The 26,748-nt window shown below is 72.7% G+C and carries 22 protein-coding genes; 9 read left to right on the top strand and 13 right to left on the bottom strand.

The features are described 5' to 3' along the window. Window positions 1-26 precede the first annotated feature (26 nt). Genes LADH09A_RS18360 through LADH09A_RS18340 form a run of 5 tightly spaced genes read right to left on the bottom strand, consistent with a single transcriptional unit; the run spans window position 27 to window position 4,632 of the window. Window positions 27-668, bottom strand: a complete 642-nt coding sequence (locus tag LADH09A_RS18360) for an SRPBCC family protein (RefSeq protein WP_238646688.1) — start codon at window positions 666-668, stop codon at window positions 27-29. Continuing rightward, on the bottom strand, window positions 668-1,033 hold the full coding sequence (locus LADH09A_RS18355) for an ArsR/SmtB family transcription factor (protein WP_088948476.1): 366 nt from the start codon (window positions 1,031-1,033) through the stop codon (window positions 668-670). The genes LADH09A_RS18360 and LADH09A_RS18355 overlap by 1 nt, the downstream gene beginning before the upstream one ends. A 28-nt stretch (window positions 1,034-1,061) precedes the next feature. Next, on the bottom strand, window positions 1,062-3,158 hold the full coding sequence (locus LADH09A_RS18350) for a xanthine dehydrogenase family protein molybdopterin-binding subunit (RefSeq protein WP_238646687.1): 2,097 nt from the start codon (window positions 3,156-3,158) through the stop codon (window positions 1,062-1,064). Continuing rightward, entirely contained in the window at window positions 3,155-4,138 is a 984-nt protein-coding gene (locus LADH09A_RS31960; protein ID WP_308194612.1) for an FAD binding domain-containing protein, read from the bottom strand. Before LADH09A_RS31960 ends, LADH09A_RS18350 begins: the two co-directional genes overlap by 4 nt. After that, window positions 4,135-4,632 carry a 2Fe-2S iron-sulfur cluster-binding protein gene (locus LADH09A_RS18340; protein ID WP_238646693.1) on the bottom strand — a complete coding sequence of 166 codons (498 nt, stop codon included), beginning with the start codon at window positions 4,630-4,632 and terminating at the stop codon, window positions 4,135-4,137. Before LADH09A_RS18340 ends, LADH09A_RS31960 begins: the two co-directional genes overlap by 4 nt. Window positions 4,633-4,751: 119 nt before the next feature. Between LADH09A_RS18340 and LADH09A_RS18335 the strand changes: the two genes are divergently transcribed. After that, on the top strand, window positions 4,752-5,339 hold the full coding sequence (locus tag LADH09A_RS18335; protein ID WP_238646692.1) for a nucleotidyltransferase family protein: 588 nt from the start codon (window positions 4,752-4,754) through the stop codon (window positions 5,337-5,339). Window positions 5,340-5,426: 87 nt separating this feature from the next. On the opposite strand, the gene LADH09A_RS18330 is transcribed toward LADH09A_RS18335, so the two are convergent. From LADH09A_RS18330 to LADH09A_RS18315, 4 genes are all read right to left on the bottom strand, one after another. Further along, window positions 5,427-6,803, bottom strand: coding sequence for a GH1 family beta-glucosidase (locus tag LADH09A_RS18330; RefSeq protein ID WP_238646686.1), 1,377 nt, complete (start codon window positions 6,801-6,803; stop codon window positions 5,427-5,429). A gap of 29 nt (window positions 6,804-6,832) precedes the next feature. Beyond that, window positions 6,833-7,672 (bottom strand): carbohydrate ABC transporter permease, encoded by an 840-nt coding sequence (locus LADH09A_RS18325; RefSeq protein ID WP_238646685.1) that lies wholly within the window; start codon window positions 7,670-7,672, stop codon window positions 6,833-6,835. Beyond that, window positions 7,665-8,657: a carbohydrate ABC transporter permease gene (locus tag LADH09A_RS18320; protein WP_238646684.1), complete on the bottom strand. Its 993-nt coding sequence runs from the start codon at window positions 8,655-8,657 to the stop codon at window positions 7,665-7,667. Before LADH09A_RS18320 ends, LADH09A_RS18325 begins: the two co-directional genes overlap by 8 nt. A 70-nt stretch (window positions 8,658-8,727) precedes the next feature. Then, a complete protein-coding gene (locus LADH09A_RS18315) occupies window positions 8,728-10,026 on the bottom strand; it encodes a sugar ABC transporter substrate-binding protein (RefSeq protein WP_238646683.1) in 1,299 nt (432 codons plus the stop codon). A 236-nt stretch (window positions 10,027-10,262) separates the two neighbouring features. On the opposite strand from LADH09A_RS18315, the gene LADH09A_RS18310 reads away from it, so the two are divergent. Beyond that, a complete protein-coding gene (locus tag LADH09A_RS18310) occupies window positions 10,263-11,462 on the top strand; it encodes an ROK family transcriptional regulator (RefSeq protein ID WP_238646682.1) in 1,200 nt (399 codons plus the stop codon). A gap of 229 nt (window positions 11,463-11,691) precedes the next feature. Then, window positions 11,692-14,328: a discoidin domain-containing protein gene (locus LADH09A_RS18305; RefSeq protein WP_238646681.1), complete on the top strand. Its 2,637-nt coding sequence runs from the start codon at window positions 11,692-11,694 to the stop codon at window positions 14,326-14,328. 110 nt (window positions 14,329-14,438) lie between these two features. Here LADH09A_RS18305 and LADH09A_RS18300 read toward each other — a convergent pair whose 3' ends face one another. After that, window positions 14,439-15,761 (bottom strand): flavin monoamine oxidase family protein, encoded by a 1,323-nt coding sequence (locus tag LADH09A_RS18300; RefSeq protein WP_308194611.1) that lies wholly within the window; start codon window positions 15,759-15,761, stop codon window positions 14,439-14,441. Window positions 15,762-16,107: 346 nt separating this feature from the next. Here LADH09A_RS18300 and LADH09A_RS18295 point away from each other — a divergent pair, with 346 nt between their 5' ends. The 3 genes from LADH09A_RS18295 (at window position 16,108) to LADH09A_RS18285 (ending at window position 18,878) form a co-directional block, all read left to right on the top strand. Beyond that, entirely contained in the window at window positions 16,108-16,464 is a 357-nt protein-coding gene (locus LADH09A_RS18295; protein WP_238646680.1) for a YciI family protein, read from the top strand. Between the two features lie 2 nt (window positions 16,465-16,466). Then, a complete protein-coding gene (locus LADH09A_RS18290) occupies window positions 16,467-17,675 on the top strand; it encodes an RNA polymerase sigma factor (protein ID WP_238646679.1) in 1,209 nt (402 codons plus the stop codon). A gap of 69 nt (window positions 17,676-17,744) precedes the next feature. After that, entirely contained in the window at window positions 17,745-18,878 is a 1,134-nt protein-coding gene (locus tag LADH09A_RS18285; protein ID WP_238646678.1) for a carboxylate-amine ligase, read from the top strand. Window positions 18,879-18,888: 10 nt separating this feature from the next. Here the strand turns inward: LADH09A_RS18285 and LADH09A_RS18280 are convergent, their stop codons facing one another. Further along, window positions 18,889-20,673: an N-acetylglutaminylglutamine amidotransferase gene (locus LADH09A_RS18280; protein ID WP_238646677.1), complete on the bottom strand. Its 1,785-nt coding sequence runs from the start codon at window positions 20,671-20,673 to the stop codon at window positions 18,889-18,891. 98 nt (window positions 20,674-20,771) lie between these two features. Next, a complete protein-coding gene (locus LADH09A_RS18275) occupies window positions 20,772-21,203 on the bottom strand; it encodes a MarR family winged helix-turn-helix transcriptional regulator (RefSeq protein ID WP_238646676.1) in 432 nt (143 codons plus the stop codon). Window positions 21,204-21,282: 79 nt separating this feature from the next. On the opposite strand from LADH09A_RS18275, the gene LADH09A_RS18270 reads away from it, so the two are divergent. After that, window positions 21,283-23,076 carry an ABC transporter ATP-binding protein gene (locus tag LADH09A_RS18270; protein WP_274529725.1) on the top strand — a complete coding sequence of 598 codons (1,794 nt, stop codon included), beginning with the start codon at window positions 21,283-21,285 and terminating at the stop codon, window positions 23,074-23,076. Between the two features lie 40 nt (window positions 23,077-23,116). Here the strand turns inward: LADH09A_RS18270 and LADH09A_RS18265 are convergent, their stop codons facing one another. Next, window positions 23,117-23,947, bottom strand: a complete 831-nt coding sequence (locus LADH09A_RS18265; protein WP_238646675.1) for a TetR family transcriptional regulator — start codon at window positions 23,945-23,947, stop codon at window positions 23,117-23,119. Window positions 23,948-24,056: 109 nt separating this feature from the next. Between LADH09A_RS18265 and LADH09A_RS18260 the strand changes: the two genes are divergently transcribed. Next, a complete protein-coding gene (locus tag LADH09A_RS18260; protein WP_238646674.1) occupies window positions 24,057-25,001 on the top strand; it encodes an ABC transporter ATP-binding protein in 945 nt (314 codons plus the stop codon). Beyond that, complete coding sequence (locus LADH09A_RS18255; RefSeq protein ID WP_238646673.1) at window positions 24,998-26,623, top strand: ABC transporter permease; 1,626 nt, start codon at window positions 24,998-25,000, stop codon at window positions 26,621-26,623. The genes LADH09A_RS18260 and LADH09A_RS18255 overlap by 4 nt, the downstream gene beginning before the upstream one ends. Window positions 26,624-26,748 lie beyond the last annotated feature (125 nt).

Here is a 26,748-nt window from a genome sequence, read left to right as displayed (position 1 = left end):
GTCCGCCGCCGCGCCGCCGCCCTCGCTCAGGCCTCCGGCGCGCCGGTGTAGAAGGCGGTGGTGCGCTCGGCTGCGGCCTTCGCCTCGTCGGCGTCGGTGCCGGCGGCGATGCTCGCCTCACCCCACAGGTGGCTGCTCAGCTCCATGGCCCGTCGTCCCTCGTCGGAGGCGGTCCACTCGGCGCCCTGCTCCGGGGTGATCCCGCTGCCGTCGCCGGCCAGGTGCGAGGCGAGGCCGAGCAGCCCCAGATCCCAGCCGACACCGACCGCGCCCGGGCCGAACTGGGCCCACCGGTCCTGGTCGACGTGCGCGATGTGGTCGAGGTCGAGGCGGGCCCGCTCGTCGCCGACCGGGGTGACCCGCACCTCGATCCAGCTCACCTCGCCGCCCATCTCCCAGGTGGCGGTGAAGCGGTTCGGCGGCTCGCAGCTCTCGACGGTGCCGCCGGCGTTGCCCTGGAGCTGGTACGTGCCGCCCAGCCGCAGGTCACCGGTGATCGGCAGGAACCAGCGCGGGATGCGCTCGGCGCTGGTGCAGGCGTCCCACAGGTCCTCGGCCGTCGCCTGGTAGGTCTGGCTGATCGTGGTGACCCGAGCCTCGCCGGCTTCCAGGGTGCGGCTGCCGACCTTGCGCTGCACGGCGTTGATCTGCTCGGTTGCGTCGAACATCAGGTGTTCCTCTCGTCGGGTGGGTCGGCGGGCCCGCGCAACCGACGCTCGCGTCGGCCCCGGGCCAGCTCGGTGGCGAGTGCCGCCAGGGGTGGGGTCCAGAACCGGCGGAAGTGCTCCAGCCAGCCGTCGACCTCGCGCAACGGGCGCGGGTCGACCGCGTACAGCCGCCGGGTGCCCTCCGGCCGCACGGTGGCGAAGCCGTTGTCCCGTAACACCTTGAGGTGCTGGGACACGGCGGGCTGGGAGATGCCGAACTCGTCGCGGATGACCGCGCTGACCGCGCCGGCGGTCTGCTCGCCGTCGGCCAGCAGCTCCAGGATGCGGCGCCGGACCGGATCGCCCAGCACGTCGAAGGCGTGCACGACGACCTTTATATCACTGCCGGCTTATTTAAGCCAAGCTTGATGTGCCGACCAGCTTGTCCAACCGGATCGGCAGGTCGCGCACCCGCACGCCGGTGGCGTGGTGCACCGCGTTGGCGATCGCCGCCGCCGCCCCGACGATGCCGATCTCGCCGATGCCCTTCACGCCGGCCGGGTTCAGCTCGTCGTCGTGCTCGTCGAGCCAGTACGCCTCGACGGACTCCACGTCCGCGCAGCCGGTGATGTGATACGTGGCCAGGTCGTGGTTCACCCAGTCGCCGTACCGCTCGTCGAGCAGGCCCTCCTCGTGCAGGGCCATCGACAGCCCCATCGTCATGCCGCCGATGAGTTGGCTGCGCGCCGTCGTCGGGTTCACCACCCGGCCGGCCGCGAAGACGCCGAGCATCCGGTTCAGCCGTACCTCGCCGGTGTCCGCGTCCACCCGCACCTCGGCGAACTGCGCCCCGTACGCGTACCGGGGGAGCGTGGGCTGCCCGCCCACCTCGTCGGTGGTGTCGGCATCGGCGGACACGTCGTCGGCCGGCACCCCGCCAGGGAGGTCTTGCAGCTTCTCGCGCAGCGTCTGAGCGGCCCGGATCACCGCCCAGCTCCAACTGGCGGTGCCCATCGAGCCTCCGGCCAGCGGAGCGGTCGGCAGGGCGGTGTCGCCGATGTGGATCTCCACCCGCTCCGGTGGCACCCCGAGCGCGTCGGCGGCCACCTGCCAGATCGCCGTCCGGGCGCCGGTGCCGATGTCGGTGGCGTTGATCTGCACCAGGAAGCTCCCGTCGGGTCGGGCGGTGGCCCTGGCCGACGACGGCCTGGCCCGGGCCGGGTAGCTCGACCCGGCCATCCCCGTGCCGATCAGCCAGCGCCCGTCGCGCCGGGCGCGGGGCGTCGGGTCCCGGTCCGTCCAGCCGAACCGCTGCGCACCCTCGCGCAGGCAGGCCACCAGGTTGCGGCTGGTGAACGGCCGCCCCTGGTCGGGGTCGACCTCCGTGTCGTTGCGGATGCGCAACTCCACCGGGTCGATGCCGACGGCGAGGGCCAGCTCGTCCATCGCCGACTCCAGGGCGTACGCGCCGGGGCACTCACCGGGGGCGCGCATCCAGAACGGCGTGGGTACGTCGAGGCGGACCAGCCGGTGCGTGGTGCGGCGGTGCGGTGCCGCGTACATGCTGCGGGTGTAGACGGCGGTCTGCTCGGCGAACTCGCGGATGGTCGAGGTCTGGCTGATCGCGTCGTGGCAGATCGCGGTGAGTCGCCCGTCGGCGTCGGCGGCGAGGCGGACCCGCTGGATGGTGGGGGTGCGGTAGCCGATCGGCCCGAAGATCTGCTGGCGGGTCAGCGCCAGCTTGACCGGTCGGTCCACGTGCCGGGCCGCGAGGGCGGTCAGCACCACCGCGGCCTTGGCGTACCCCTTGCTGCCGAAGCCGCCGCCGACGTGCTGCGCGACGACCCGCACCGACTCCGGGGGCACCTCGAACAGCTCGGCGAGCGTGGCCCGTACCGACGTCGCGCCCTGGTTGGAGTCGTGCACCAGCAGCCGCCCGTCGCGCCACTGCGCCGTCGTGGCGTGCGGCTCCATCGGGTTGTTGTGGTACGCCGGGGTGCGGTACGTGACGTCCACCCGCACCGGGGCGGCCGCGTACCCGGCGTCGAAGTCACCCTCGGCGGTGTCCGTCGGATAGCTGGGGTTGACGTGGTCCGGCTGGTACAGGCCGGGATGGTCGTCGGTGAGCACCGTGCTGTGCGGGCCGGCGTCGTAGTCGATCCGGACCAGCCGGGCGCCCTCGCGGGCCGCCTCCAGGCTGGTGGCCACCACCACGGCGACGTACTGCCCCCGGTAGTGCACCGCCGGCTCCTGCAACAGCCACAGCTCCGGCTCGGGGCCGGGCGCGAGGCGCGGCGCGTTGCCGTGGTGCACGACGGCCAGCACGCCCGGCGACGCGAGCGCCTGCGTCGTGTCGACCCGCGTGATCCGGCCCCGTACCACCGCCGAGGGCACCGCCCAGCCGTAGGTGATCCCGTCCACCGGGTACTCCACCGCGTAGCGGGCCGTGCCGGTGACCTTCTCGCGGCCCTCCAACCGGGGGTACGCGCGGCCGACCGCGCCGGTGCTCACGACGACGCCAGCTCGCTGAGCGCCCGCACCGTGATGGCCCGGGTCAGCGGCACCTTGAAGCCGTTGTGCCGCAACGGGCGGGCCTCGGCCAGCTCCGCGTCGGCGGCCCGCGCGGCCAGCTCGGGGCTGAACGGTCGACCCCGCAGCGCCTCCTCGGCCCGGTACGCCCGCCACGGTCGGTGCGCCACCGCCCCGTACGCCAGCCGGACGTCGCGGACCACGTCGCCGTCGAGGTCCAGCACCGCGGCCACCGAGCCGACGGCGAAGGCGAACGAGGCCCGGTCGCGCACCTTGACGTACGTCGAGCGGCGCGCGGCCGGCAGCGGTGGCAACCGGACGGCGGTGATCAGCGTGCCCCGGGCCAGGGTGGTCTCCCGTTCCGGGTGCGTGCCGGGGGAGCGGTACAGGGCGGTGATCGGGACGTCGCGGGGGCCGTCGGGCTCGTGCACCTCCACCACCGTGTCGAGTGCGGTCAGCGCCACGGCCAGGTCGGACGGGTGGGTGGCCACGCACTGCTCGGACCAGTCCAGCACCGCCAGGTCGCGGTTCTGCCCGTGCAGGGCGGCGCAACCGCTGCCCGGCTCGCGCTTGTTGCACGCCTTGCCGGTGTCCTGGAAGTAGACGCAGCGGGTGCGCTGCAACAGGTTGCCACCGGTGGTGGCCATGTTGCGCAGTTGTCCGGAGGCGGCGGCCAGCAGGGCGCGGGCCAGTACCGGGTAGTCCCGGCGGACCGTCGGGTGGGCCGCGAGGTCACTGTTGCGGACGGTCGCGCCGATCCGCAGCCCGCCGTCGGGCGCCTCCTCGACGGTGTCCAGCGGGAGTCGGGTCACGTCCACCAGCACGTCGGGGCGTTGCACCCCGAGTTTCATCAGGTCCACCAGGTTCGTCCCGCCGCCCAGGTACGCGGCCTGCGGCTCGGCCGCCAGCACGGCGACCGCGTCCGCCACGTCGGCGGGCCGGTGGTAGCGGAACGCCCTCACGAGGCGGCCGCCGTCTCGCGCACGGCCGCGACGATGTGCGGGTACGCGGCACACCGGCACAGGTTGCCGGCCATCCGTTCGCGGATCTCCGCGTCGGTCAGCTCGGCCGGTGCACTCAGGTCGTCGGTGACGGCGCTGGGCCAACCCCGGGCGACCTCGTCGAGCATCCCGCGGGCGGAGCAGAGCTGCCCGGGTGTGCAGTAGCCGCACTGGAACGCGTCGTGCGCGATGAACGCGGCCTGCAACGGCGACAGCTCGTCCGGCCCGGCCAACCCCTCGACGCTGACCACCGAGCGGCCCTCCAGGGTGACCGCGAAGACCAGGCAGCTCTTCACCCGACGGCCGTCCAGCAGCACCGTGCAGGAGCCGCACTGGCCGTGGTCGCAGCCCTTCTTCGCCCCGGTCAGGTCGAGGTGCTCGCGCAGCGCGTCCAGCAGCGTGGTGCGGTTGTCCAGCGTCACCTCACGCGACGAACCGTTGACCTCGAACGTCACCCGGGACGAGTGCCGCTCGTCGGTCGTCGTCGCGTTCTCTCCTCCGCCCTGCACCGGCCCAGACTAGCTTTGTCGGTACATCTGAGGGCGAATAACGCAAAGCCATTCGTACGGGGGTGATGCGGGTGACGGCCGGGCTGCTGCTGGCGGCCGGCGCCGGGCGGCGGTACGGCCGCCCGAAGGCGCTGGTCGAGCTGGATGGCGTGCCGCTGGTGCGGCGAGGGATCACGCTGCTCGGCGACGGCGGTTGCACACCCGTGCACGTGGTGCTCGGCGCGGGCGCCGACGAGGTGCCCGAGCTGCCCGGCGCGGTGCCGGTCCGGCACGACGGCTGGCCCGAAGGGCTGGGATCGTCGCTGCGCCGGGGCCTGGCCTCCCTGCCGGCCCACGTACCGGCCGCGGTGGTGGTCCTCGTCGACCAGCCGCTGCTCAGCCCGGTCGCGGTCCGCCGGGTGCGGGCCGCGTACGACGGCGGTGCGCTCGTCGCGGTCGCCACCTACGCCGGCCGGCCGGGGCACCCGGTGCTGCTGGGCCGGGAGACCTGGCCGCTGCTGGAGCGATACGCCGTCGGCGACCGGGGCGCCCGCGACCTGCTGCGCGACCGCCCGGATCTGGTGGTCGAGGTGCCCTGCGACGACGTCGGCGCACCGCTGGACGTGGACACCCCGGCCGACCTGCTGCGGCTGCGCGGCCCCAGCGACGGGTGAGGCGGCAGCCGTCCGCACGGAGACGGAAAATGGCCGCCCGGGGTCGCCAGCACGGCATCCCCGGGCGGCCTGCCGCGCCGCCCCCGATCAGGCCACCGGTGCGGCCGTCCCCGTGGTACGGGCGAGAGTCTGGTGGGCGCGAATCAGCTCGGCGTAGCGCAGGCCGCTCGCCTTCATTGTCCGGCGCTGGGTCGGGTAGTCGACGTGCACCAGCCCGAAGCGCTTGTCGTAGCCGTACGCCCACTCGAAGTTGTCCAGCAGCGACCAGACGAAGTAGCCGTCCAGCGGCACACCCCGGGCCACCGCCGACGCGCACGCCGCCAGGTGCTGCTCCAGGTGGTCGGTGCGCTCCTTGTCCTCCACCCGGCCGTCCGCGGTGACCTCGTCCGTCCACGCCGAGCCGCTCTCGGTGACGATGATCCGGCCGGGCCGGTACTCCTCGTGCACGTCGACCAGCAGCCGCTCCAGCCCCGCCGGGTACATCTCCCAGCCCATCGCGGTCTCCACCGAACCGGGCACCGGCACCTGCCGGGCGTACGGCGCCGCGCCGGTCGGGTCGTCGACCACCAGTTGGCGGAAGTAGTAGTTCACCCCGAGGAAGTCGGTGGGCGTGGCGATCACCGCGAGGTCGTCACCGCGTACCGGTGGCTCGACGCCGTAGGTGGCGATCATGTCGGCGGGGTAACCGCGCCCGTGGATCGGGTCCAGCCACCACCGGTTGACGTGCCCGTCCGCCCGGCGGGCCGCCGCGACGTCCTCGGGTCGGTCGGTGGCCGCCTCGATCGGGCTGAGGTTGACCACCAGACCCACCGAGGCCGGACGGGTCGCGTTGGCGCGGATCGCCTGGGTGGCCAGCCCGTGCCCGAGCAGCACGTGGTGCGAGGCGTGCACCGCGCGGGTGAGGTCCCGCTCGCCGGGGGCCATGTTGCCGTCCAGGTGCCCGATCCAACACACGCAGAGCGGCTCGTTGACGGTGCACCAGTCGCCCACCCGGTCACCCAGGCGGGCGGCCACCACCGCCGCGTAGTCGGCGAACGCCTCGGCGGTGGCGCGCTCCGGCCAACCGCCCCGCTCCTGCAACGCCTGCGGCAGATCCCAGTGGTAGAGCGTGACGAACGGCCGGATCCCGTCGGCCAGCAGCGTGTCGACGAGCCGGTCGTAGAAGTCCAGCCCGGCGGGGTTGACCCGCCCGACGCCGTCGGGCATCACCCGGGGCCAGGCCACCGAGAAACGGTACGCGTCCACGCCGAGCCGGCGCAGCAACGCGAAATCCTCCGGCCACCGGTGGTAGTGGTCGCAGGCCACCGCGCCGGTGTCGCCGTTGTCGACCTTGCCGGGGGTCGCCGAGAAGGTGTCCCAGATGGACGGCGCCCGGCCGTCGACGTCGACGGCCCCCTCGATCTGGTACGCCGCCGTGGCGACGCCCCAGAGGAAGTCGGGTGGCAGCTTGGACAGGTCGGGCACGGGACGGATCTCCTCTGGGTGTGGATGACTCACTTGACCGCGCCGGCGGTGAGGCCGGCGACGAAGTACCGCTGCAGGGCCAGGAAGCCGACGACGACCGGGATGCTGACCACCAGCGAGGCGGCCATGATCTGGTTCCAGTAGACGTTGAACTGGGTGGAGTAGCCCTGGAGGCCGACGGCCAGGGTGCGGCTGCCCTCGTCGGTCATCACCGACGCGAAGAGCACCTCACCCCAGGCGGTCATGAACGCGTACACGGTGACCGCGACGACGCCGGGCACGGCGGCCGGCAGGATCACCTGGAACAGGATGCGCAGCGGGCCCGCGCCGTCGACCTGCGCCGCCTCGTCCAGCCCTCGGGGGATCGAGTCGAAGTAGCCGACCAGCATCCAGATCGAGAACGGCAACGAGAAGGTCAGGTACGTGATCACCAGGCCGGTGCGGCTGGCGTACAGCTCGATGCCGGTCGCGTTGCCCAGGTTGACGTAGATGAGGAACAGCGGCAGCAGGAACAGGATGCCGGGGAACATCTGGGTGGACAGCACCGTCACCGAGAAGACCCCCCGGCCACGGAACCGGTACCGGCTCACCGCGAACGCGGCGAAGATGGCCACCGCCACCGAGCAGACCGCCGCGATGGTCGACACCACCAGGCTGTTCACCAGGTACCGGGCCAGCGGCACGGTGCTCCACATGTCCACGAACGGTTGCAGCGTCGGGCGGCTGGGCCACCAGGTGAAGCCGTTCTGCACGTCCTGCAACGGCTTCACGGCGGAGGTGACCATCACGTAGAGCGGGATGACGACGAAGAGGGTGAGCAGGGTCAGCACGATGCGCCGGCCCCAGCGCTCGCCGGCGGTCTCACGCATGGTCGTCCCTCCGACGGTTGGTGATCAGCAGGTACACGGCCGAGACGACCAGCAGGAACAGCAGCAGCGCCACGGACATCGCCGAACCGGAGCCGAAGTCCCAGGTCTTGAAGGAGCTGCGGTAGATGTGGATGGAGATGAGGTCGGCCTGCTCCGGCGCGGAACCGCCGAAGAGCACGAACGGGGTGTTGAAGTCGTTGAACGTCCACAGGAACAGCACCAGCAGCAGCACGAGGTTCACCGGCCGCAGCATCGGCAGGGTGACCGAGCGCAGCCGACGCCAGAACCCGGCGCCGTCGATGGCGGCGGCCTCGTACATCTCGCCGGGCACGTTCTGCAGGCCCGCCATGAGGCAGAGGAACGCGAACGGCCAGTTGCGCCACACCGACACCACCAGCAGCGACCAGAAGCTGTTGTCGCCGATCAACCAGAACGGCCGCTCGCCCAGCAGCCCGAGCTGGTCGACGAGGACGTGGTTGACCAGGCCGGTGTCCCGTTGCAGCAGGAAGCTCCAGGTGATCACCGCGGCGTAGACCGGCAGAGCGTACGGGGTGAGGAACAGCGCCCGCAGGATCGCCCGCCCCCGGAAGGGCCGTTGCAGCACGACCGCCGCCGAGATGCCGAGCAGCCAGGCGAACCCGACCGAGAGCACGCTGTAGGCCAGGGTGATCCAGAACGAGTGCAGCAGTTCCTTGCCGGCGGCGCTGTTCAGGTCGAGCGTCGCCCGGTAGTTCTCGAACCCGATGAAGGGCGCGGTGGACCAGTCGCGGATGTGGAACTGGGTCAGCTCCAGCATGCTCATCCAGACGCCGACCACCATCGGGATGACGTGGATGGCGAGTTCCAGCACGATGGCCGGTGCGAGCAGCAGGTACGGCAGGAGTGAGCGGCGGGGGCCGCGGGGCCGGCGGGCCGGCCTCCGGGCCGGTGACCCGGCCCGGGGTTCGCGCCGGTCGGCGTCCGGCGCGGTGGTGCTGGTTGCCATCGGGGTCCTCTCGGAGTCGGTGGCCGTGGCCGGGCTCAGCGCCCGACCACGGCCACCGGTGACGCCTGGGTCAGCGCATCTTCTGCTGCGCGTCGGTCAGCTTGGCCTTCACCGACGCCTCGGTGACCGGCTTGCCGCTGGCCGCGTCCGCGAACAGCTCCTTCATCGCGGTGCCGACCAGGGTCTCGAAGGTGCTCTCCTCGGGCACCTGCGGCAGCGGGGCCGCGGTGGTGACCAGGGTCTCCTGGATGGTCTTCTGCTCGGTGGCGCTGAACGCCGGGTCGGAGCCCGCGGTCTTCACCGCCGGCAGCGAGCCGTACGTCTTGTTGAGGAGCGTCTGCTCCTCGTCGCTGGTCATGAACTTGACGAAGCTCAGCGCGCCGTCCTTGTTCTTGGTGTGCTTGAAGACCGCCATGTTGATCCCGGCGACCATGCTGTTGACCTTCTTGCCGCCGGCCGGGGGGCTGGCCAGGAACGGCACCGGGGCCACCCCGTACGCGTCGGCCGGCATGTTCTGCGTCTTCAGGTTCGAGCCGGCGGACTGCCAGAGCAGCATGGCGGCCTTGCCGTTGGCGAAGTCGGAGACCGACTGGTTCTGCGCGTACTCGGCGTTGCTCGGGTTGGTGATCTTGTCGGCGGCCATGAAGTCGATGTAGCGCTTGATCGCCGAGACGTTCTGCGGGGTGTCGAAGGTCGGCTTGCCGGCCGAGTCGAACCACTCACCGCCGTACTGCTGGCTGAAGGTGAACGCGTGGTGGGCGTTCTCCGACGGGTTGGCCCCCTCGATCGCCAGACCCCACTTGCCGCCGGTGCTGAGCTTCTTGCCGTACTCGGCGAGCTGCTCCCAGGTGGTCGGCGGCGTGGTGAGACCGGCGTCGGCGAACGACTTCTTGTTGTAGTACAGGCTGTACGCCATGCTGTAGAGCGGCACGGCGGCCGGCGGCTTGCCGGGGGCACCGGCGGCGGCGAGCGCGGCCGGCACGATCCGGTCCTTGCCACCGACGGCCTGCAGGGTGGCGTCGTCGAACTCGACCATCGCGCCGGTGGCCTGCAACGAGGCCGACCAGGTGTTGCCGATGTTGACCACGTCCGGGCCCTTGCCGGAGGCGGCGGCCGCGAGCAGGCGGTTGAGCAGGTCCGACCACGGGACCACCTCGACGGTGACCTTGATCCCGGTCTGCTTCTCGAACTTGTCCAGCTCGGGCTGGAGGATCGTCTTGTCGGCCTCGAGGCTGGCGCCCTGGTTGCTGGCCCAGTAGGTGAGGGTCTTGGGTGATGCGGCGGAGTCGTCGCCGGAGCCACCGCAGGCGGTCAGTGAGGCGGCGGCCAGTACGGCGGCGGTGAATATCCCGAGGTGTCGTCTCGACACGGGTCAGCCCTTCCGGTGCGTGGTGGGGGTCCGCCGGCCTTCGTCGCCGATAGGGGTCGGGCGACGGGTGGCCGGCTGCGGACAGGGTTCGGGGGTGCGCCGTCGGGGTCCGTCGGCGTTTCCCGGGAGTTACATCACGGCTTAAATTATGTCGTCATTAAAGTTGCTGGCCGGTGGGTCGTCAAGCACGAGGCGGTTACAGTCGCCTCGAACGGCCGACGGGAACGAGGTGACGAGTGGAGCTGGCGCGTGCCACCAACCGCAGTGTTCGACTGCGCAACCGGTCCGCCCTGCTGACCAAGCTCTTCCTCGACGGCCCGCTCACCCGGCAGGACCTGGTGCGCAGCACGGGGCTGAGCCAGCCGGCGGTCAGCAACGTGGTGGCCGACCTGATCGACGAGGGGCTCGTCGCCGAGGCCGGGGCCGCCGAGTCCGACGGCGGTCGGCCCAGCATGCTGCTGCGGATCGCGCCCCGATTCGCCTTCGTGGTCGGCGTGGACGTCGGCGAGACCCGGGTCCGGGTGGAGCTGTTCGACTTCGCGATGACCCTGCTGGCCAGCATCGAGTACCCGCTCGACCCGGCACGGACCGAGCCGGACCTGGTCGCTGGGCACGTGCTGGCCGGCATCGACGCGGTGACCGGCCAGGCGCAGGTGGCCCCCGGCGACGTGCTCGGCGTCGGCATCGGCGTCTCGGGCGTGGTCGAGCAGGGCACCGAGGCGGTCGTGCATGCCCAGGCCCTCGGCTGGGACCGGGTGCCGCTGGAGCGTCTGATCGGCGTCGGCACCAACCTGCCGCTGCACATCGACAACGGCGCCAAGACCCTCGGTCAGGCCGAGATGTGGTTCGGCGCCGGCCGGGGCGCCCGGCACGCTGTCTTCGCGTTGGTCGGCTCCGGGGTCGGCGCGTCCGTGGTGACCAACGGCGCCACCTACAGGGGCGCGTCCAGCAGCGCGGGGGAGTGGGGGCACACCACCCTCGTGTACGGCGGCCGGGCCTGCCGGTGCGGCGCGCGCGGCTGCCTGGAGGCGTACGTGGGCGCCGAGGCGATCATCGACCGCTACCGGGAGGCGCGCCGGGGTCGGCCGGTGCCCGGCGAGGACGAGGAGTCCCAGATCGCCGCGCTGGTCGCCGCCGCCGAGACCTCGGCCACCGCCCGGCGGGTGCTGGACGACACCGCTGGCTACCTCGGCGCGGGGGTGGCCAACCTGATCAACCTGTTCAACCCGGAGCGGGTGGTGCTCGGCGGCTGGGCGGCGATGGCGCTGGGTGACCTGCTGCCGGCCGTCCGGGAGGCTGCCGGCCGGCAGGCGCTGCGCCAGCCGTACGGGCAGGCGTCGATCGAGCTGTGCCGGCTCGGCGTGGACGCCGTGGCGTTGGGGGCGGCCACCCTGCCGATCGCCCGCTTCCTCACCGAGGGCGGCGTCCGGCGCTGAGCGCAACCGACGGCAGCGCCGACGGCAAATTACACAAAACCCGAAGGTCGGGATAAATAACTGTGTTATAGATCGATGTCTTGACGCCGTCGCAATCTCGCCGCAACACTCACACGAGAGCGCTCTCCGGTCGCGGCGCCGCCCATCACGGGCACCACCCCGGCGCCACGGGGCCCAACACCGATCCCACCCGTCCGGCATCTGTACCCCCCTATCGACAGGCGATGTCATGACATCTCGTGCAACATCCGTACGCCCGCGTCCCCGACGGGCCGTCCGGCACCTGATCGTCGGGCTCACCGTGGCCCTGGTCGCGGCGCTCACCCCGGCCGGTGCCACCACACCCGCGCAGGCCGCACCCACCCTGCTCTCCCAGGGCCGCCCCGCCACCGCGTCGTCCGCCGAGAACGCCGGCACCCCCGCCTCCGCCGCGGTGGACGGCAACACCGGCACCCGCTGGGCCAGCGCGTTCAGCGACCCCCAGTGGCTCCAGGTCGACCTGGGTGCCCGGGCCACCATCACCCAGGTGAACCTGCTCTGGGAGGGCGCCTACGGGCGGGCCTTCCAGCTCCAGACCTCCGACGACGGCGCCACCTGGACCACGATCTACTCGACCACCACCGGCACCGGCGGCACCCAGAACCTCACCGTCACCGGCGCAGGCCGCTACGTGCGGATGAACGGCACCGCCCGGGGCACCGGCTACGGCTACTCGCTCTGGGAGTTCCAGGTCTACGGCGAGACCGGCGGCAGCACGCCCACCTGCGGCAGCAGCAACGTCGCGCAGGGCAGCCCGGCGACCGCCTCGTCCGCCCAGGACGCCGGCCTCGCGGCGTCCGCCGCCGTCGACGGCAACACCGGCACCCGGTGGGCCAGCGCCGCCAGCGACCCACAGTGGCTGCGCGTCGACCTGGGCAGCACCCGCACGATCTGCCGGGTGGTGCTCACCTGGGAGGCCGCGTACGCCCGGGCCTTCCAGCTCCAGACCTCGGCCGACGGTGCCACCTGGACCACGATCTACTCGACCACCACGGGCACCGGCGGCACGCAGTCGCTGACCGTCAGCGGCAGCGGTCGCTACCTGCGGATGTACGGCACCGCCCGGGGCACCGCCTACGGCTACTCACTCTGGGAGCTGGCGGTGAACACCACCGGCGGCGGGACCGGGGAGCCCCCGGTCGACACGACCGACCCGCGCAACCCGAACCTCGGGCCGAACACGTTCGTCTTCGACCCGAGCACGCCGACGTCGACCATCCAGAGTCGACTGAACACCCTGTTCACCCAGCAGGAGACCAACCAGTTCGGCCCGCAGCGCTACGCGGTGCTGTTCAAGCCCGGCAACTACACCGCCGACGTCAACCTCGGCTTCTTCACCCAGGTCGCCGGCCTCGGCCTGAGCCCGGACGACGTCAACCTCAACGGCCACGTCCGCACCGAGGCGTTCTGGTTCGGCGGCAACGCCACCCAGAACTTCTGGCGGGCCGCCGAGAACCTGTCGGTCACCCTGCCCGCCGGGCAGACCGTGGAGCGCTGGGCGGTGTCCCAGGCGGCGCCGTACCGGCGGATGCACCTGCGCGGCGCGCAGAACCAGATCCAGCTCTGGAACGGCGGCGACGGCTGGTCCAGCGGCGGCCTGATGGCCGACACCCGCATCGACGGCCTGGTCGTCTCCGGCTCGCAGCAGCAGTGGTACTCCCGCAACAGCGAGTTCGGCAACGGCTGGACCGGCTCGGTGTGGAACATGGTCTTCCAGGGCGTCAACGGCGCTCCCGCGCCGAGCTTCCCCAACCCGTCGCACACCGTCATCCCGCAGACCCCCCAGGTACGCGAGAAGCCGTTCCTCTACGTCGACGGCACCGGTGAGTACCGGGTCTTCGTGCCGGCGCTGCGCACCAACTCCACCGGCACCAGCTGGTACAACAAGACCCCGGCCGGCTCGTCCATCTCGCTGTCGCAGTTCTACGTCGTCCAGCCGGGCACCAGCGCGGCCACCATCAACGCGGCCCTCGCCCAGGGTCGGCACCTGCTCTTCACCCCGGGCGTGCACCACGTCACCGAGCCGATCCAGGTCAACCGGGCCGACACCGTCGTGCTCGGCCTCGGCCTGGCCACCATCCAGGCCGACAACGGCAGCGTCGGGATGCGGGTGGCCGACGTGGACGGTGTGAAGGTGGCCGGCCTGATGTTCGAGGCCGGCACGACGAACTCGCCGGTGCTGATGGAGGTCGGGCCGTCCGGCTCGTCCGCGAGCCACGCCAGCAACCCGACCTCGCTGCACGACGTGTTCTTCCGCATCGGCGGGCCACACGTCGGCAAGGCCACCAACACGCTGACCGTCAACAGCGACAACGTGATCGGTGACCACATGTGGTTGTGGCGGGCCGACCACGCCGCCAGCGGCGTACCCACCGGGTGGACGCTGAACACCGCCGACACCGGGCTCACGGTCAACGGCGACAACGTCACCATGTACGGCCTCTTCGTCGAGCACTACCAGAAGTACCAGACCATCTGGAACGGCAACGGTGGCCGGACGTACTTCTACCAGAACGAGCTGCCGTACGACCCGCCCAACCAGGCGGCCTGGATGAACGGGTCGACCCGGGGCTACGCCGCGTACAAGGTCGCCGACTCGGTGACCAGTCACCAGGCGTTCGGGCTGGGCAGCTACAGCTACTTCAACGTCAACCCCGCCGTGGTGGAGGAACGGGCCTTTGAGGTGCCCAACAACCCGAACGTGCGCTTCACCAACATGGTCACCGTCTCGCTCGGTGGCGTCGGCACCATCAACCGGGTGATCAACAACACCGGTGGCACCGCGAACGCGGCCAACCAGCAGGTGTACCTGACCACCTACCCCTGACCGGGGCGCCCGCGCCGACCCAGTCCTCCGGGGCCGGGTCGGCCGGGTGGCACCCAGGGCCGTCGCCGGCCCGGTCCCGCCGAGACCGGGCCGGCTCGGTCGTGCCCGCCTCAGCCCGCCAGCACCTCGGCCGCGGCCCGTTCACCGGCGCGCACCGCGCCCTCCAGGTAGCCGGTCCAGTGGGTAGCCGTCTCGGTACCCGCCCAGTGCACCCGCCCCACCGGCGCCCGAAGGTGCGGGCCGTTCACGCTCCAGGTCCCCGGGGTGAACACACCGGAGAAGCAGCCCCGTGTCCACTCCTCGGTCGACCAGTCGTACTCGACGAGGTCCATCGGGTCACCGGCCCGTGGCCCGACCACGGCGGCGAACGCGTCCAGCAGGCACCGCCGGCGCTGCGCGGGGGACATCCCGCGAAGCGCGGCGGCGTCGGAGGAGTAGCTGAACCCGGTGAGCACCCCGAGCGGCGAGGTCGGGGTGGAGTTGTCGACCGTCTCGGTGAGCGGACCGGCGGAGCTGGTGGACACCCCGGACAGCCCGTCGGCACGCCAGAACGGCTCCGGGTAGACGGCGTGCACCTTCAGCGCCGAACCCATCGGCATCCGCTGGGTCAGGCCGTCCCGGAGGGCGGGCAGCGGTGGGGCGTACCGGATCCGGCCCGCCAGTGCCGGTGCCAGCGCGACCACCAGGGCGTCGCCGTCGACGCGCCCGGTGTCGGTCCACGCCGTCACCCCGGCGGCGCTCTGTTCGATGGTCCGCACCGGTGCGGCCAACGTCAGCGTCCCCGGTGGCAGGGCAGTGGCCATCCGCTCGGCCAGCGCGGGCGGCCCGCCCACGATCCGGTCCTGCTGCGCGCCACCCGCCATCCGCAGCAGGGGCGCGGACCCGCCGGCGCTGCGCAGGTAGAACAACAGGTGCAACAGCGACAGCTCGTCCGCGCCGGTGGCCAGCAGCCCGCCGGCGAGCAGACGCCCCAGATAGTCGGCGGTGTCGCCGTCCCCGGCCGTGGCGTGTAGCCAGCCGCCGAGGAGCGTCCGATCCCACTGCGCGGCCTCCGGCGCCCGCCACGGTGCTGCCGGGTCCAGCCGTGCGGCGTACTCGTCGAGCAGGCTGAGCACCCGGTCGACGTCCGCCGGCGGTTCGGCCCGGCGCTGGCCGGCCCAGAGCAGGGTGGGCGCGCCGACCGCCGCCGACGCGAAGGTGGCCAACCCGTGCTCGGCGATCAGCGCGTACATCCGGTCCTGGGTCGGACCGATCCACTGCGCGCCCAGGTCGACCTGGGTGAGTTCGGGCAACCAGCGGGTCAACACCCGGCCGCCCACCCGGTCGCGGGCCTCCAGCACCCGCACCTGGGCACCGGCACGGGTCAGCGCAAGCGCGGCCGCGAGACCGGAGAAACCGGCGCCGACCACGACCACCCGCATGACGTCGGTCACGCCGGTGTCTACCCACAACCGTCGCCGGCATGGCTACCGCCACGACCGGGCACCGGTCGCGGCCGCAGGCCTGCGGCCGCAGGCCTGCGGTCCGGGCCTGCGGTCCGGGGCCGGGGCCTGCGACCCGTACCCCCTGTCCTTCGTCCTTTGCTCTGCACCCACCGAGGCGACGCCTGGCCCGGTCGCCGACTGTCGCATCCGTGGGTGCAGAGCAAAGGGCCCGCCGGCCGACCCCGGGGCTGTGCCGGCCTCGGAAAATTTCGTGCCAGCCTGTCGATCCGGGCGGCAGCCGATCGTGTGGAGGATGAGAGGCCGGCGACAGACCGGCCCCCCGCGAGGAGGAACGATGACGCTGTACCTGCTCAGCATTCACCAGCCGCAGGGTGAGCTGCCCCCGGAGCCGGAGTTTCTGGCCGGGGTGATGCGCCAGCTCGGTGAGCTGCGTGCCGAGCTGACCTCCACCGGCTCGTGGGTCTTCGGCCACGGACTGCACGGCCCGGAAACCGCCACCGTGCTGCGCGCCCGCGACGGCGACGTCCTGGTCACCGACGGCCCGTTCGTCGAGGGTAAGGAGTACCTGGGCGGCATCACGATCATCGACGTGCCCGACCTGGACGCCGCCCTGGAAATCGGCCGCCGCTACGCATTGGCCACCACGCTGCCGATCGAGGTGCGCCCCTTCCAGGCCGGGGCCGGAGACTGACCGTGCCTGACGTGGAGGCGGTGTTCCGCGCGGAGTACGGGCGCGCGGTCGCCGTCCTGGTTCGCCTCCTCGGCGACATCGACCTCGCCGAGGAGGCCGTGCAGGAGGCCTTCGTCGTCGCGGTGGCGCGCTGGCCGACGACCGGCCCGCCGCCCAGCCCGGCCGGTTGGATCATCACCACGGCCCGGAACCGGGCGATCGACCGGCTGCGCCGCGACGCGTCCCGGGCCGACCGACACACCCAGGCGGCCCTGCTGTTCGCCGCCGACGGACCCGTCGAGGAGGGGCCTGTGCGCGACGACCGACTCCGTCTGATCTTCACCTGCTGCCATCCGGCGCTCGCCCCGGCGGCCCGGGTCGCGCTCACCCTGCGCCTGCTCGGCGGGCTGAGCACCACCGAGATCGCCCGCGCCTTCCTGGTGCCGGAGGCGACCATGGCGCAGCGTCTGGTCCGCGCCAAGTCGAAGATCCGGAACGCGCGGATCCCGTACCGGGTGCCCCGCGACGCCGACCTGCCCGACCGCCTGCACGCGGTGCTCGCGGTGCTCTACCTGATCTTCAACGAGGGGCACACGGCCAGCGCCGGGCCCCAACTGGTCCGCGCCGAGCTGTGCGCCGAGGCGATTCGGCTGACCCGGCTGCTGGTCGAGCTGATGCCGGACGAGCCGGAGGCGCTCGGTCTGCTGGCGTTGATGCTGCTCACCGAGTCCCGCCGCGCCGCGCGGACCAGCGCCGACGGTGAGCTGGTGGCGCTGCCGAGCCAGGACCGGGCCCGGTGGGACGCCGAGCTGATCACCGAGGGGCAGGCGCTGGTGCGGCGCTGCCTGCGCCGCGACCGGCCCGGGCCGTACCAGATCCAGGCCGCGATCGCCGCCGTGCACAGCGCCGCGCCGCGAAGCGCCGACACCGACTGGGGTCAGATCCTCCAGCTGTACGACCACCTGACGGTGCTCGCCCCCGGCCCGGTCGTCGCGCTGAACCGGGCCGTCGCGCTCGCCGAGGTGGCCGGGCCGGCAGCCGGGCTGGCCGAGGTGGATCAGCTCGACCTGGACACCTACCACGTGCACCACGCGGTCCGTGCCGACCTGCTCGCCCGGCTCGGGCGGGACGCGGAGGCCGTCGACGCGTACCGGACAGCGGTGGCCCTGACGGACAACGCGGCCGAACGGGCCTTCCTCGCCGCCCGCGCGGCGGCCCTGGCCAGCTCCTGAGCGGGCGTTTGCCGTCGGGCTGGGCCGGGAAACCGAGGCGCCGGCCGCAGCAGTGGAGGGCGAGGGACCATGAAGTACCGCTCGGCGACCGCCGGCACCGTTCCCGACCTGTCCGTCCTCACGCTCGGCGTCGAGGAGGAGTTCCTGCTGCTGGACCCGGACAGCGGGCGCAACCTGCCGGTGGCCGATGAGGTGCTGGCCGCGCTGCGCGGCCCCGCCCGGGACCAGAGCCGCCAGGAGTTCCGGCACAGCATGGTGGAGATGGTCACCCCGGTCTGTGCCGACCTCAGCGAGCTGCGCGCGCACCTGGTGGCGTTGCGCCACTCCGCCGCCGAGGCCGCCACGGCGGCCGGGGCCCGGCTGGTGGCGATCGGCGCCACCCCGGTGGCCGAGCCGCACCTGACCGTGCCCGACCGGCCGCGCTACCACGCGATGTCGCGCCGGTACGGCCCGGTGGCGCACGACCCGGCGGTGTGCGGCTGCCACGTCCACATCGGGCTGCCCGACCGGGAACTGGCCGTGCAGGTCTGCAACCACCTGCGGGTGTGGCTGCCGGTGGTGCAGGCGATCACCACCAACTCGCCGCTGCACGACGGGCGCGACACCGGCCACGCCAGCTGGCGGTCGATGCAGCTGGAACGCTGGCCCAGCATCGGCCCGACGCCGTACTTCGACTCCGCCGCCGACTACGACCGGACCGTCGACGAGCTGATCGCCGCCGGCATCATGCTCGACGCCGCGATGGTCTACTGGTACGCCCGCCCGTCGTCGGCCTACCCGACAGTGGAGATCCGGGTGGGCGACGTCTGCCCGGACGTGGACGACGCGGTGCTGGTCGCCGCGCTGGCCCGGTCACTGGTCGCCACCCTCGCCGACGACGTACGCGCCGGGGTGACCGCACCGCCCGTGCGCGACTGTCTGGTCGCCGCCGCCCACTGGCGGGCCGCCCACGACGGCCTCGACGGCGAGCTGATCGACCTGCGCGGCGGCGGCACCCGCCCCGCCTGGGCGCTCGTCGACGAGTTGATGGCGGTGATCGCCCCGGCCCTGCTGCGCCACGGCGACCTGGGGTACGTGTTGGCGCAACTGGCCCGGCTGCGCCGCGACGGCACCGGCGCGACCCGGCAGCGCCGGGTGCTGGAGCACACCGGTGACGTGCGTGCCGTCGTCGACGACCTGGCCGCCCGTACGACCGCCGGCTGACCGGCGTCGCTCAGCGGATGTCGTGGGTCTGGAGCCACAACTCCAGCAGGCCGAGCTGCCACAGCTTGTTGCTGCCGGCCGCCGCCTCGGCCCGGTCCGGCTCGGCCAGCAGCTGAGCCACGTACTCCGGGCGGAACAGCCCCCGCTCGCGCGCGGCCGGCGCCTGCAACGCCTCGGCCACCAGGTGGCGCACCGGGCCGTCCACGTTGCGCAGCGCCGGCACCGGGAAGTAGCCCTTGCGACGGTCGATCACCTCGGCCGGCAGCACCTCCCGGGCGACCTCCTTGAGCACGCCCTTGCCGCTCTGGGCGACCTTGTGCTCCGGTGGGCAGTGCGCGGCCAGGGTGACCAGGTCCTGGTCGAGGAAGGGAGTACGCACCTCCAACCCCCACGCCATGCTCATGCTGTCCACCCGCTTGACCGGGTCGTCGGGGAGCATCAGGTGGGTGTCCAGGCGCAGCACGGCGTCCAACGCGGTCTGTGCCCCGGGCGCGGCGAGGTGTTCGGTGAGCAGCTCGCGGCTGACGTCGTGCTCCAGCGCGTACGCCGGGCCGACGATGCCGCGCAGCTCGTCGTGGTCGCGGTCGAAGAACGCGGCGGCGAACGTCTCGGCGGCACTGTGCCGAGGCGCCTCGGTGAGCGGCTGGTGGTAGCCGTAGCCGGCGAACACCTCGTCGGCGCCCTGCCCGGACTGCGCCACCTTCACGTGCCGCGCCACCTGCTCGGAGAGCAGGTGGAAGGCGACCACGTCGTGACTGCCCATCGGTTCGGTCATCGCCAGCACGGCCTGCCGTACGGCGGGCACCAGGTCGTCGTCGGCCAGCCGGATCCGCTGGTGGTCGGTGTCGTACGCGCGGGCCACCAGGTCGGAGTAGTGGAACTCGTCGCCGGACTCGCCGTCGCGGCTGTCGAAGCCGATGCTGAACGTCCGCAGGTGCTGCTGCCCGGCCTCTGCCAGTAGCGCCACGATGAGGCTGGAGTCCAGTCCGCCGGAGAGCAGCACGCCGACCGGCACGTCGGCGACCAGCCGTCGGCGTACCGCCGCGCGCAGCGCGTCCCCGATGGCGGCCTTCCAGTCGGCGGCGTCCATCCCCGTGTCGGTGGGCTCCCGCACGTAGTCGGGCCGCCAGTAGACCTCCTCGCGGCTGCGCCCGTCCGCCTCGATCACCCGCAGGGTGGCCGGCGGCAGCTTGCGCACGCCACGCAGTACCGTCCGCGGCGCGGGCACGATAGAGTGCCAGGACAGGTAGTGGTGCAGCGCCACCGGGTCGATGCCGGTGTCGACGTCGCCGGCCCGCAACAGCGCGGGCAGGGTGGAGGCGAACCGCAGCCGCCCGGGTGTCTCAGCGAGGTAGAGCGGTTTGATGCCGAGCCGGTCGCGGGCCAGGATCAGCCGCCGCCGCACCCGGTCGACCAGCCCGATGGCAAACATGCCGACCAGGTGGTCGACGAACCGTTCACCCCAGTGCGCGTACGCCACCAGGATCACCTCGGTGTCGCTGGTGGAGTGAAAGGCGTACCCGGCGTTGCGCAGTTCCTCGCGCAGCTCGGGGTAGTTGTAGATGCAGCCGTTGAAGACCAACGCCAGGCCCAGGTCGTCGCGGACCATCGGCTGCCCGCCCGCGTCGGACAGGTCGATGATGGTCAACCGGCGGTGCCCGAGGGTCACCCAGCCGTCGGCGAACAAGCCCTCGTCGTCCGGGCCCCGTGAGCGCATCGCCTCGGTCATCCGGGTGACCGCCGCCGCGTCGGGCGACCGACCGTCGAATCGCGCCTCCCCGCTGATCCCGCACATCAGCCGGGCCTCCCGTCACCTCGCCCCCGACCGGTGCCGGCCGGTCCCGCCGGCCGGACGGGGGCGCTGGCTACCCGTGGGCGCGGGGGGCAAACCCGTCAGGCGCGCAGGGTGCGCAGGATGCGGGCCAGGTCGGCGCGGTCGGTGTCGTTGAGGTGGCCGAAGAAGCGGTCGGCCTCGGCGCGGCGGGCGGCCCGGATGGCGGCGCTGACGCGGTTGCCCTCCTCGGTGAGCGCGACCAGCGTCGCCCGCCGGTCGGCCGGGTCGGGCCGGCGCTCGACGAGCCCTCGGGTCTGGAGGTCGTCGACGACCTCGGTGGCCGAGCGGGGTGCGATGTGCAGGTGCTCGGCGAGCGTGCCGGGTCGGACCTCGCCGTGCCGGCCCAGGACACCGAGGGCCCGGGACTGGCTGGGGGTGATGTCCCAGGGCGCCAAGGACTCCCGGGTCTGCCGGCGCAGACGGGACGCCACGGCCCAGAACGTCTCGGCCAGGCTCTCGTCGTCCGCGCCGTCGGACGTGTGCTCGATCACCGGAATACCGTAGCAGCCGATGCGGTTGTTCCCTCATGTTGAGGTAACCTCAGCATGTCCGAAGGAAAGGTAGTGCCCCTTGGAACCCACCCCGAGAGGCCGCGACCGCGGCCACCACACCGTCACCGCCGAAGAGAAGACGCAGGCCCGCCAGGTGTCGCTGCGTCGCATCGGCCGCCTGTTCACCCCCCACCGGCCCGCGCTGGCCGCCGTCACCGCGATCATCGTGGTCTCCTCGATCATCGCGATGGCCACCCCCTTCCTGCTGCGTGCCGTGATCGACCGCGCGCTGCCGCAGGGCGACGTGACCCTGCTGGTCTGGCTGGTCGTCGGCATGGTGGCCGTGGCCGCGGTGACCTCCGCCCTCGGCGTCGTGCAGACCTGGATCTCCACCCAGGTCGGGCAGCAGGTCATGCACCGGCTGCGCACCGACGTCTTCAGCCACCTCCAGCGTCAGTCGCTCGGCTTCTTCACCCGCACCCGCACCGGCGAGGTGCAGTCCCGCATCACCAACGACATCGGCGGCATGCAGTCGGTGGTCACCTCCACCGCCACCGCCGTCGCGGCCAACCTCACCACCGTGGTCGCCACCGTGGTCGCGATGGTCGCGCTCTCCTGGCAGCTCTCCCTGGTCTCGCTCGTGGTGCTGCCGCCCGCCATCTGGCTGACCCGGCGGGTCGCCCGGATGCGCCGCGAGATCACCGCCCAACGGCAACGCGAGCTGGCCGACCTCAACGTCACCGTCGAGGAGGGGCTCTCGATCAGCGGCGTGCAGCTGGCCAAGACCCTCGGCACCGGCCCCGCGCTGGTCGACCGGTTCACCGCCTCGTCGGCCCGCCTGGTGGACCTGGAACTGCGCAGCGAGTTGGCCGGCCGCTGGCGGATGGCCTCGATGAGCATCATCTTCGCCGCCGTACCGGCGGTCATCTACCTCGCCGCGGGCCTGCCCGGCACCGCCGGCACGCTGAGCATCGGCACCCTGGTCGCGTTCACCGCCCTGCAGGGCGGCCTGTTCCGGCCGCTGATGGGTCTGCTCAACGTGGGCGTCTCGCTCACCGCGTCGCTGGCGCTGTTCGCCCGGATCTTCGAATACCTGGACCTGCCCGTCGACGTGGCCGACCCCACCGAGCCGGTTCGCCTCGACCCCGCCCTGGTGCGCGGCCACCTGCGCCTGGAGGACGTTACCTTCGGCTACCCGGGCAGCGACACCGCGGCACTCGCCGGGGTCACCCTGGACGTGCCCGCTGGCACCAGCCTGGCCCTGGTCGGTGAGACCGGCTCCGGCAAGAGCACGCTCGCCGGGCTGGTCAGCCGCCTGCACGACCCGACCGCCGGCCGGGTCACCGTCGACGGCGTCGACCTGCGTGACCTACGACTGGCCGACCTGGCCGCGATCGTCGGCGTGGTCAGCCAGGAGACGTACCTGCTGCACACCACCGTTCGGGAGAACCTGCGTTACGCCCGACCGGACGCCACCGACACCGAGATCGAGGACGCCGCCCGCGCCGCCCAGATCCACGACCTGATCGCCGGGCTGCCCGACGGGTACGACACCACCGTCGGCTCCCGCGGCCACCGCTTCTCCGGCGGCGAGAAGCAGCGGCTCGCCATCGCCCGCACGTTGCTGCGCGACCCCCGCATCCTCGTCCTCGACGAGGCCACCAGCGCACTGGACACCGAGACCGAGCGGGCCGTGCAGCGCGCGTTCGACGTGCTGGCCGAGGGGCGGACCACCATCACCATCGCGCACCGGCTCTCCACCGTCCGCGACGCCGACCAGATCGCGGTGCTCGACCACGGCCGGATCGTCGAGGCCGGCACCCACGACAGCCTGCTGGACCGCAACGGCCGCTACGCCACCCTGGCGGCCTGAGCCCCCTCACAACCGTCTCGAAACCGTCGCTAAAACCGTCTCATTGCTGCTCGTCCAGGTGGCGGTAGACGGTGGCCCGCGAGACACCCAGCGTGGCGGCGATGGCGTCCACCGAGTGGGTGCCCGCCGCGTGCATCCGCCGGGCCGCCTCGACCTGCTCCCGACCCAGCGCGCGCGGCCGGCCCGGTCGCCGCCGACGGGTCACCACCTCGCTGCCCGGCGCCGCGTCCGGCCGGCTCGCCTCGGCCAGGGCCGGGTCCGCCGGAACCGCGCGGCGCGCGGCCGTGCCTGCCGGGTCCGCCGCTGGCGGGCCTGCGGCGTCCGCGGGCGGTGCGGTCAGCAGTCGGCGTACGCCGTCGAGCATGTCGGCGCGCAGCACCTCGTCGGACACGTCGGTGAAGAAGACGACCGGATCGCTGCACGCGGCGACCGCCTGCACCGCCCGGACCCGCTCGCGACGTCCGGCGTCCGGCCCCGCGATGAGGTCGTTCGCCCGCATCGCGATGGTGATCAACCGGTGGTACGTGTCGCCCCGACCGACCAGCGCGATGTCGTGGTAGAGCATGCCGAGCGGTCGGCGATGGGCGAGTATGACGTCCACCCAGCCCTCCAGCACCGTCCACCGGGCCTGTTCGGTCGGCTGTCCCTGTGCGGCGTCGAGCAGCCTCTCCAGATCGGCCAGCAATGGCTCGACCAGGGCGGCGAGCAGGTTCTCCTTGGCCGGGAAGTGGTACAGGATCGCGGTCTTGGTCAGCCGCAGCCGCTCGCCGATCTGGCGCAGTGACGTGCGCTGGTAGCCGTGCTCGGCGAACAGGTCGAGCGCGGCGCGCAGGATCCGGGTGCGGGTGTCGTCCGCGGGATCGGCGGTCATGCCGGCCAGCCTAACGACGCCCTGACCGGTGGGCACTATCACCGTTGATTCAACTGACCGTTGGTCAGTACAGTGGGATCGGTCGACGCAGCCAACGGCAGGAGGGGCGATGCCCGTCATCTCGATCGGCAACCTGGTCAAGACGTTCGGCGCGATCCGGGCACTCGACGGGCTGGATCTGCGGGTCGAGCAGGGGGAGGTGCACGGCTTCCTCGGGCCCAACGGCTCCGGAAAGTCCACCACCATCCGGATCCTGCTCGGGCTGCTGCACCGTGACTCCGGCGACGCGCGGGTGCTCGACGCCGACCCGTGGCGCGACGCGGTCCGCCTGCACCGCCGACTGGCGTACGTGCCCGGCGACGTCAACCTCTGGCCCAACCTCACCGGCGGGGAGGCCATCGACCTGCTCGGCAAGCTGCGCGGCGGCCTCGACCGGCGTCGTCGCGACGAGCTGCTGCAACGCTTCGACCTCGACCCGACCCGCCGCTGCCGCACGTACTCCAAGGGCAACCGGCAGAAGGTCGCCATCGTCGCCGCCTTCGCCTCCACCGTGGAGCTGTACGTGCTCGACGAGCCGACCTCCGGCCTCGACCCGCTGATGGAGGCGGTGTTCCAGGACGAGGTCCGGCGGGTCAAGCAGGCCGGCGCCACCGTGCTGCTGTCCAGCCACGTGCTCGCCGAGGTCGAGGCGCTCTGCGACCGGGTCAGCATCATCCGTGAGGGCCGCACCGTCGAGTCCGGCACCCTCGCCGAGCTGCGTCACCTCACCCGCACGGCGGTGACCGTCGAGACCGCGCGGCCGGTCACCGGCCTGGACACGCTGCCCGGCGTGCACGACGTGCACGAGGTCGACGGGCGTACCCACCTGGAGGTCGACCCCGCGCACCTCGACGCGCTGCTCGGCCAGCTCATCCGCTTCGGCGTCCGCGCCCTCACCAGCACCCCACCGACCCTGGAACAGCTCTTCCTGCGCCACTACGGCGACGACCCCACCGCCGGTGCCAGCGCTCCCGCCGCCTCGGATGCCGGTGCCCCGCAGGCCGGTGCCCGGTGAGAGCGCTGACCGGCACCGCGCTGCTGGCCCGGCTCGTGCTGCGCCGCGACCGGATCCGCCTCGCCATCTGGGTCCTCGGCACACCCCTGCTCGGCTACGCCCTCGCCGGCAGCGTCGCCGGCATCTACCCGGACCAGGCGGCCCGCCAGGGGTACGCCACCACGTCCGCGTCCAGCCTGGTCGCCCGCGCCTTCAACGGCCCCATCGCCGGCACCGACCTCGGCGCCGTGGTGGTCGCCGAGACGTACGTGACGCTGGCCCTGATCGTCGCCCTGCTGAGCACCTTCGCGGTGACCCGGCACACCCGGCAGAACGAGGAGACCGGCCGAGCGGAACTGCTCGGCGCATCCGTGGTCGGCCGGTACGCCCCGCTGACCGCCGCGCTGCTCGTCATCGTCGCCGCCAACGTGCTGGCCGCCGGGCTGCTCGCGCTCGCGCTGGTCGGCGCCGGCCTACCGCCGGCCGGCTCCCTCGCCGCAGCCGCCGCCATCGGCGGCGTCGGGGTCGCCTTCACGGCGATCGCCGCCGTCACCGCCCAGCTCTCCGTCACCTCCCGGGGCGCCAACGCGCTCGCCGCCGCCGCCGTCGGGCTCTCCTTCGTGCTGCGCGCCGCAGGTGACGTGCTCGGCGAGCAGAGCGCCGACGGCACCCGGGTGCAGAGCGCCTGGCCCTCATGGATCTCCCCGCTCGGCTGGGGCAACCAGGTGCGGGCCTTCGGCGGTGAACGCTGGTGGGTCCTCGCCCTACCCGTCGCGCTGCTGCTGGCCGGGGTGGCACTGGCGTACGCCCTCGCCGAGCGCCGCGACCTGGGCGCCGGGCTGATCGCCCCCCGACGCGGGCCGGCGAGCGGTGCGCCGCAACTGCTCAGCCCCGCCGGGCTGGCCTGGCGTATGCAACGCGGCACGCTGCTCGGCTGGGCGGTCGGGGTGGCCGTACTCGGCTTCTCCATGGGCATCGCCGGCGACGAGTTCAACGCCATGATCGACCAGAACCCGGCCGCCGCCGAGGCGATCAACGCGATGGGCGGCGGAGCCAACCTCCTCGACGCGTACCTGGCCGCGATGCTCGGCCTCTTCGCCCTGACCATCGGCGCGTACGTGGTGCAGGCCCTGCTCCGGGTCCGCGGCGACGAAACCGACGGCGTCCTGGAAGCCGCCCTCGCCACGGCGGTCAGCCGTACCCGGTGGCTCGGCACCCAGGTGCTCGCCGCGGCGCTCGGCGCGGTCGCGTTGCTGCTGCTCGCCGGCGTGACCACCGGCCTCGGCTACGGCCTCGTCACCGACGACCCGCTCGGCCAGGCCGTCGAGCTGGGCGGCGCCGCGCTGCTGCGCCTGCCCGCCCTGCTCGTGGTCGCCGGGGTGGTGACCACCCTGTTCGGGCTGCTGCCCCGCTGGTCGGTGGTGCTGTCCTGGACGGCCCTGCTGGTCTTCCTGCTGCTCGGGCAGCTCGGGGCGGTGCTCAAGCTGCCCCAGGCCGCGCTCAACGTCTCGCCGTACACCCATGTGCCGTCCGTGCCCGCCGTGGACCCGGCGGCGCTGCCACTGGTGGTGCTGACGGCGGTGGCCGCGGCCCTGCTCGCCGCCGGCGTGGCAGGCTTCCGCCGCCGCGACGTGCCGTCGTGACCTGCTCGCCCTGATCGTTGGCAGCTGAGCCTGCCCGCCTTGATCGTTGGCAGCTGAGCAGCTCGACACGCCGCGCACCGAACTGCTGAACTGCCACCGATCATCATCTCGGCTAGCACAGAGTC

Source organism: Micromonospora cabrerizensis (genome assembly GCF_022230955.1).
Taxonomy (GTDB): Bacteria; Actinomycetota; Actinomycetes; order Mycobacteriales; family Micromonosporaceae; genus Micromonospora; species Micromonospora cabrerizensis.
This window is presented reverse-complemented; position numbering and strand designations above follow the sequence as displayed.

Bases quoted from the DNA above. Each gene is read 5' to 3' on its own strand.
- LADH09A_RS18285 (WP_238646678.1), top strand. From the start codon at position 17,745: ATGAAGTACCGCTCGGCGACCGCCGGCACCGTTCCCGACCTGTCCGTC.
- LADH09A_RS18260 (WP_238646674.1), top strand. From the start codon at position 24,057: ATGCCCGTCATCTCGATCGGCAACCTGGTCAAGACGTTCGGCGCGATC.
- LADH09A_RS18320 (WP_238646684.1), bottom strand. From the start codon at position 8,657: ATGGCAACCAGCACCACCGCGCCGGACGCCGACCGGCGCGAACCCCGG.
- LADH09A_RS18295 (WP_238646680.1), top strand. From the start codon at position 16,108: ATGACGCTGTACCTGCTCAGCATTCACCAGCCGCAGGGTGAGCTGCCC.
- LADH09A_RS18265 (WP_238646675.1), bottom strand. From the start codon at position 23,947: ATGACCGCCGATCCCGCGGACGACACCCGCACCCGGATCCTGCGCGCC.
- LADH09A_RS18335 (WP_238646692.1), top strand. From the start codon at position 4,752: ATGCGGGTGACGGCCGGGCTGCTGCTGGCGGCCGGCGCCGGGCGGCGG.
- LADH09A_RS18325 (WP_238646685.1), bottom strand. From the start codon at position 7,672: ATGCGTGAGACCGCCGGCGAGCGCTGGGGCCGGCGCATCGTGCTGACC.
- LADH09A_RS18280 (WP_238646677.1), bottom strand. From the start codon at position 20,673: ATGTGCGGGATCAGCGGGGAGGCGCGATTCGACGGTCGGTCGCCCGAC.
- LADH09A_RS18360 (WP_238646688.1), bottom strand. From the start codon at position 668: ATGTTCGACGCAACCGAGCAGATCAACGCCGTGCAGCGCAAGGTCGGC.
- LADH09A_RS18305 (WP_238646681.1), top strand. From the start codon at position 11,692: ATGACATCTCGTGCAACATCCGTACGCCCGCGTCCCCGACGGGCCGTC.